Source organism: Actinomadura sp. RB99, from assembly GCF_014706005.1.
In the GTDB taxonomy this organism is placed as follows: Bacteria; Actinomycetota; Actinomycetes; order Streptosporangiales; family Streptosporangiaceae; genus Spirillospora.
Map to the genome: position 1 here is coordinate 1 of NZ_JABMCA010000149.1, position 5,945 is coordinate 5,945.

5 protein-coding genes and 1 pseudogene are annotated in these 5,945 nt (G+C 76.2%); 2 read left to right on the plus strand and 4 right to left on the minus strand.

Going from position 1 to position 5,945, the window contains the following annotated elements; genetic code table 11:
* From amrb99_RS48940 to mraZ, 4 genes and pseudogenes are all read right to left on the minus strand, one after another.
* Positions 1–504: pseudogene (locus tag amrb99_RS48940) on the minus strand (hypothetical protein); the annotation flags it as partial.
* Positions 505–553: 49 nt separating this feature from the next.
* Entirely contained in the window at positions 554–1,486 is a 933-nt protein-coding gene (locus amrb99_RS48945; RefSeq protein ID WP_190868954.1) for a hypothetical protein, read from the minus strand.
* The gene (gene rsmH, locus amrb99_RS48950; RefSeq protein ID WP_190868955.1) at positions 1,483–2,469 is read right to left on the minus strand and encodes a 16S rRNA (cytosine(1402)-N(4))-methyltransferase RsmH; all 987 of its coding nucleotides are present in this window, start codon (positions 2,467–2,469) and stop codon (positions 1,483–1,485) included. The genes amrb99_RS48945 and rsmH overlap by 4 nt, the downstream gene beginning before the upstream one ends.
* 239 nt (positions 2,470–2,708) lie before the next feature.
* A complete protein-coding gene (mraZ, locus tag amrb99_RS48955) occupies positions 2,709–3,140 on the minus strand; it encodes a division/cell wall cluster transcriptional repressor MraZ (protein WP_190868956.1) in 432 nt (143 codons plus the stop codon).
* 492 nt (positions 3,141–3,632) lie between these two features.
* Here mraZ and amrb99_RS48960 point away from each other — a divergent pair, with 492 nt between their 5' ends.
* The gene (locus amrb99_RS48960) at positions 3,633–4,706 is read left to right on the plus strand and encodes a MoxR family ATPase (protein WP_347257204.1); all 1,074 of its coding nucleotides are present in this window, start codon (positions 3,633–3,635) and stop codon (positions 4,704–4,706) included.
* A gap of 4 nt (positions 4,707–4,710) precedes the next feature.
* Positions 4,711–5,945, plus strand: a 1,235-nt coding sequence (locus tag amrb99_RS48965; protein ID WP_190868957.1) for a DUF58 domain-containing protein, incomplete at its 3' end; no start/stop codon positions are given.

Below are 5,945 nucleotides of genomic sequence, written 5' to 3' on the forward strand. Positions count from 1 at the left end.
GCGGGGGCCGTCGCGGCGCGTCCCGCCCGGCCCGCCCGTCCGGGACGGGCCGCCGGGCCGCGCGGTGGGCGCGGTCGTGCGGAACGCGGCCGTCCGGCTCTTCGCGGACGCCCCGCCCTTTCCGGAACCGGCCCTCCCGGAGCCGCTCTTGCCCGACGCCGCCTTGCCGGAGGTCGTTTTGCCGGAGGCCGCCTTGCCGGAGGCGCTCTTGGTGGTCGCGCCCTTGCCGGCCGGCTTCTTCTCCGCGTCCTTCTTACCGGTCCCCTTGCGCGGCTGCGGGACGGTGCCGCCGCGTGCGGGGCGGCGGGCGGCGGGACCGCCCTTCTTGCCCGGCCGCCCCGCCGCGTCCGCCCGTCCCCCGGGCGGACGCGGCGGGTTGCCGGTCTGACGCCCGGACGCGCGCGCCGCGCCCGGGCCGCTCTTGTCGTCCCCCGCCGATCCCCGGGGACCGCGTTTCCGGCCGGGCGGCGGCCCCGCGGCCCCGCGTCCCGGTCCCTTCGTCACCGCGTCCCCCGCCCCTCGGCGCCGGCACCGTCGAGGCCGCTGCCCCGCGTCACGGCCGGCCGCTCCCCGTCCCGGCGCCGTGCGCGGCCCCGGTCCCTCGTGGCGCCGTGCCGCCGTGCGGCGCGCCGTTGCCGTGCGGCGCGCCGTTGCCCTGCGGCGCACCGTTGCCCTGCGCCGAGCCGTTGCCCCGCGCGGAGCCGGAGCCGTTCGCGCCGGACGGCTCCGGGACGCCGTCGCCGGGCACCACCGTGCCCGGCACGCCCAGGACGGCCGCGGCGCCGGCCGACGCGGTGGCCGCCTCCGGAACGGGCCGCAGGCCCCCGGCACTCGTCCTGCCGGTGCCGGGGAAGTAGAACCGCGGGTACTTGTTCTGGACCATCCCCTGCGCCTCGGCCTTCCGCGCGAGGTTCTGCGGGGAGTTCTCCTCCTCGTTCTGCGCCTGGAGCTCCTGGCCCTGCTGGTCGAGCTCCTTGTTCTGCTGCTCCAGCTTGCTCAGCGTGAAGGCGTCCTTGGCCAGGACGGTGTTGAGCAGCAGCAGGCTCACCAGGGCGCCGCCGAGCAGCGCGATGATGAGCAGCACGAACGGGGCGCGCGGCGGGACGGCGGCCGAGCGCCGGACCGGCCGGGACTCGCGGCGCGCCCGGACCTCCGCCTGCGCCTTCCCGTCCGGCGCCTTCTTCGGCGGGGCGTTCTTCGCCGGCGCGCGCTTCGGCGCGGCGGGCTCGGTCGGGGCGCCCTTGCGCGGCCGGGCCTTGGCCGGAGCGGCGGCGGCCCGCGCGCCCTTCGCCGGGCTCTTGGCGGGGCTCTTCACCGGGCTCTTGGCCGCCGTGCCCTTCGCCGGGCGGCGCGGCGGCGCGGCGGCGCGGCCCGCGGCGTCATCGTCCGGGCGGTCCGGGTCGGGCCTCTTCCTCCCGGGCGCGGCCTTCTTCGGCGCGTTCCTGGCGGGCGCGGTGGCCGGCGGGCGTCGGCTCGTCGTCGTCATGTCGCCTCCCGGACCCGCTCGGCGGCGCGCATCCGCACCGATCCGGCCCTTGGGTTGGTCGTGGTCTCCTCGTCGGACGGCAGCTCGGCCCCGCGCGTCAGGAGCCGGAACCTCGGCTCGTGCTCGGGCAGCGGGACGGGCAGCTCCGGCGGGGTGGTGTCGGCCGCCTCCGCGGCGAGGACCCGCTTGGTGATGCGGTCCTCGAGCGAGTGGTAGCTGAGGACGGCGACCCGGCCGCCGACCGGGAGCGCGTCCAGGGCGGCGGGCAGCGCCCGCCGCCAGATGTCCAGCTCGCCGTTCACCTCGATGCGCAGCGCCTGGAACGTCCGTTTGGCCGGGTTGCCGCCGGTGCGGCGGGTCGCGGCCGGGATGGAGGTGCGGACCAGGTCGGCGAGCCGCCTGGTGGAGTCGAGGGGGGCGCGCTCGCGCTCGCGGACGATCGCCGCGGCGATGCGCTGGGCGAACCGCTCCTCGCCGTACTCGCGCAGGATGCGGGCGAGCTCGGCGGGCGGGTAGCCGTTGACGACCTCCGCCGCGGTTAGCGTCTGGGTGCGGTCCATCCGCATGTCGAGGGGCGCGTCGTAGGAGTAGGCGAAGCCGCGGTCGGCCTCGTCCAGCTGCGGGGAGGAGACGCCGAGGTCGAACAGGACGGCGTCCACGGACGGGACGCCGAGCCGCGCGAGGACGCCGGGGATCTCGTCGTAGACGGCGTGCTCCAGGGCGACCCGGTCGCCGAAGGGGGCGAGCCGGCGCGCGGAGCGCTCCAGCGCGGTGGTGTCGCGGTCGAGGCCGATGAGCCGCAGGTCCGGGTGGGCCCGGAGCATGGCCTCGGCGTGGCCGCCCATGCCGAGGGTGGCGTCGAGGTAGCGGGGCGCGCGCCCCGCGTCGCGGGCGGCGGCGACCGCGGGGGCGAGGAGTTCCAGAACGCGACCGAGCATGACCGGTACGTGACCGGCCTCGGCCGCGTGGTCTCCCACGTCCATGGTTCACCCCCCTGGTACTGCCACCTCGCTCGCGGACTGTGTGGCATCGCCGGTCCGGACCTCGTCCCCCGGCGTCGGCCTCGCCCGGCCAGGTCCCCATCCGCTGCCCTGAGGAAGATCACCGCGTTACCGCGGGGGGTCGCCGTCTGGCGCCGGGGAAGCTGCGCCAGCTGGCTCGGAGAGCGGCTGGAGACCTGGCCGAACGTGGGCCGGTGCCGGTCAACGGACCGACGGGTCGTCTAGAGGATCCCTGGCAACACCTCCTCCGAGACGTCGGAGAACGCCTGCTCCTCCTGCTCGAGGTAGGACTCCCAGGCCTGGGCGTCCCAGATCTCCAGACGCGTGTTGGCGCCGATGACCGCGCAGTCGCGGGTGAGCCCCGCGTAGGCGCGCAGCGGCGGCGGGATCGTGACGCGGCCCTGCTTGTCGGGGACCTCGTCGGAGGCGCTGGCGAAGAAGACCCGGCTGTAGGCGCGGACCGCCTTCTCGGTGACCGGCGCGGCACGCAGAGCCTCGGTGATGCGCTGGAACTCCGCCATGGGGAAGACGTACAGGCAGCGTTCCTGGCCCTTCGTGATCACCAATCCCCCCGACAGCTCCTCGCGGTACTTCGCCGGCAGGAACAGTCGTCCCTTGTCGTCGAGGCGCGGTGAATGGGTGCCGAGGAACACCGGCCCCACCTCCCGCGCCGCATGAGGCGCTACTGCTCCCCACGGCGCCCCACTCTACTCCACTCTTCCCCACCGTCAACAAGGAAAACGCCTCTCACGCAGGAAGATCGTCGAGAAATCCGCAGGTCAGACGGGGTGGAGCGGAGTGGGGGGCGGCGGGCGCCCCCTGCGAGCCGTCCTCCGCGGTCCCCCACCGGAGCGGCCCCCGGCGCCGTCTCCGGACGGCCGACGAGGAGGCGCGCGGGAGGGGCTGGAACGGCCGGTGGGGCGAAGTGGTGGGCCCGGCAGGGCTGTGGTGGTGATCCCTGTGGAGCACAATGGGCTCGCGTTCCACATGAACATCGCGGCGGGCCCTCCGACGACGTACTGTCGGTTGGGCGGGCGCACAGAGCGCCGCACCGGTCGCGGGGAGACGGGCCCCCGGTCCCGGGGGGCGGGCCCCGTCAGGGGCCTTCGAGAACACCACGCGGCCGGACGGCTGAGGAGGGTTTGGTGGCAGTAGGCACGCACGGCGAGTCGTTCATGGAGACCGACCCCCCGGCATCGCGCCCCGCCCGGCCCGGCAGCGCGGGCGGCGGCGGGGCGGAGGGCCCGGCGGGACGTGAGGGCTCCGCCCGCGACCTCGCCGCCCTCGCGCGGATCGCCGACCGGATCCGGGGCGCCGTCGAGTCGGTGATCGAGGGCAAGCCGAAGGCGGTGCGGCTGGCGCTGACCGTCCTGCTCGCCGAGGGGCACCTGCTGATCGAGGACGTGCCCGGCGTCGGCAAGACGATGCTGGCCAAGGCCCTCGCGCGCTCGGTCGACTGCTCGGTGCGGCGGGTGCAGTTCACGCCGGACCTGCTGCCCAGCGACATCACCGGGGTCAGCGCCTACAACCAGGAGCTGCGCGAGTTCGAGTTCAAGCCGGGCCCGGTGTTCGCCAACATCGTGGTCGGCGACGAGATCAACCGGGCGTCGCCGAAGACGCAGTCGGCGCTGCTGGAGTGCATGGAGGAGCGCCAGGTCACGGTCGACGGCACCACCTACGCGCTGGAGCCCCCGTTCATGGTGATCTCCACGCAGAACCCGGTCGAGATGGAGGGCACCTACCCGCTGCCGGAGGCGCAGCGCGACCGGTTCACCGCGCGGATCTCGATGGGGTACCCCGACCCGGCGGCCGAGCTGGAGATGCTCGACGCGCACGGCGGGTCGTCGCCGCTGGACCGGCTCACCCCGGTCGCGCACGCCTCCGACGTCCGCGACCTGATCGAGGTGGTGCGGCGCCAGCACGTCGCGGCGTCGGTGCGGCAGTACGCGATCGACCTGGTCACCGCGACGCGCAAGCACCCTGAGCTGCGGCTCGGCGCCTCCCCCCGCGCCACCCTGCACCTGGTCCGGGCGGCGCGGGCGTACGCGGCGCTGGACGAGCGCGACTACGTGCTGCCGGACGACGTGCAGGAGCTGGCCGTCCCGGTCCTCGCGCACCGGCTGCTGCCGACCGCGGAGGCGCAGGTGGAGCGGCGGCGCCCCGAGCAGGTGGTCGCCGACCTGGTGCGCCGCCTGCCGGTGCCCGCACCCGGGAAGTGACCGGTTGAGGCGGGCGCTGGCCGGGCTGACCACGCGCGGGCGGTCCTTCGTGGCCGCCGGCGCGACGGCCATCGTGTGCGCGTTCGTGCTCGGCGAGCGGGACCTGCTGCGCGCCGGGATCCTGGTGCTGGTGCTGCCGCTGCTGTCGACGCTGGCGGTGTCGCGGACCCGCTACCGGCTGGCGTGCGCGCGGCGGCTGGAGCCGCCGCGGCTGCCGGTCGGCCACGAGACGCGCGTCGACCTGCGGCTGGAGAACGTCTCGCGGCTGCCGAGCGGGCTGCTGCTGGTGGAGGACCGGGTGCCGTACGCGCTCGGCGGGCGGGCGCGGTTCGTGCTGGACCGGATCGAGTCGCAGGGCTCGCGGGAGCTCGGCTACCGGATCCGGTCCGACGTGCGCGGCCGCTTCCGGGTGGGGCCGCTGACGGTCCGGCTGGCCGACCCGTTCGGGATGGTGGAGCTGGTCCGCTCGTTCAGCATGGCCGACACCCTCACCGTCACCCCGGCGATCGTGCCGCTGCCGGCGACCCGGCTGAGCGGCGCGTGGGGCGGCGGCGGCGAGAGCCTGGCCCGCTCGGTGTCGGCGGCGGGCGAGGACGACGTCGCGCCGCGCGAGTACCGGCACGGCGACGACCTGCGGCGGGTGCACTGGCGGTCGACGGCCCGGCACGGCGAGCTGATGGTGCGGCGCGAGGAGCAGCACTTCCAGAGCAGCGGGACGCTGTTCCTGGACACCCGGCGCCGCGCGCACTGGGGCGACGGCCCGGGCGGCTCGTTCGAGCAGGCGGTGTCGGTCGCCGCGTCGATCGGGGTGCATCTCGGCCGGACCGGGATGAACCTGCGGTTCGTGACCGACGAGGGCGAGGCGCTGTCGGCGGCGGCGTCGTTCGACGGGGCGTTCGAGGGGCTGCTGCTGGAGGCGCTGGCGGTGGCGCGGCGGTCCAAGGGCGCGTCGCTGACGCCCGGCCTCGCGGCGCTGGGCGGCGCACCCGGCCAGGGCCGGGAGGGCGACGGCCTCATCACGGCGGTGTTCGGCGCGCTGACCGCCGAGGAGGCGCACCGGGTCGCCGCGACGCGCCGCGGCGCGGGTTCCCGGCTCGCGGTGCTGCTCGACGCCTCCCCCGCCGGCCGGAACGGCGCGTCCGAGACGAGCCACCGCGCGCGGATAGACCAAGGCGGAGGTGGCGCTCGCCGAGGGCCTGGTGCCCCTCGACCCGCCGACCGCCGCGCGCTGGGCCGTCG

Excerpts from the sequence above, each read along its gene's own strand:
- amrb99_RS48945 (WP_190868954.1), bottom strand. The coding sequence starts at position 1,486 with ATGACGACGACGAGCCGACGCCCGCCGGCCACCGCGCCCGCCAGGAAC.
- rsmH (WP_190868955.1), bottom strand. The coding sequence starts at position 2,469 with ATGGACGTGGGAGACCACGCGGCCGAGGCCGGTCACGTACCGGTCATG.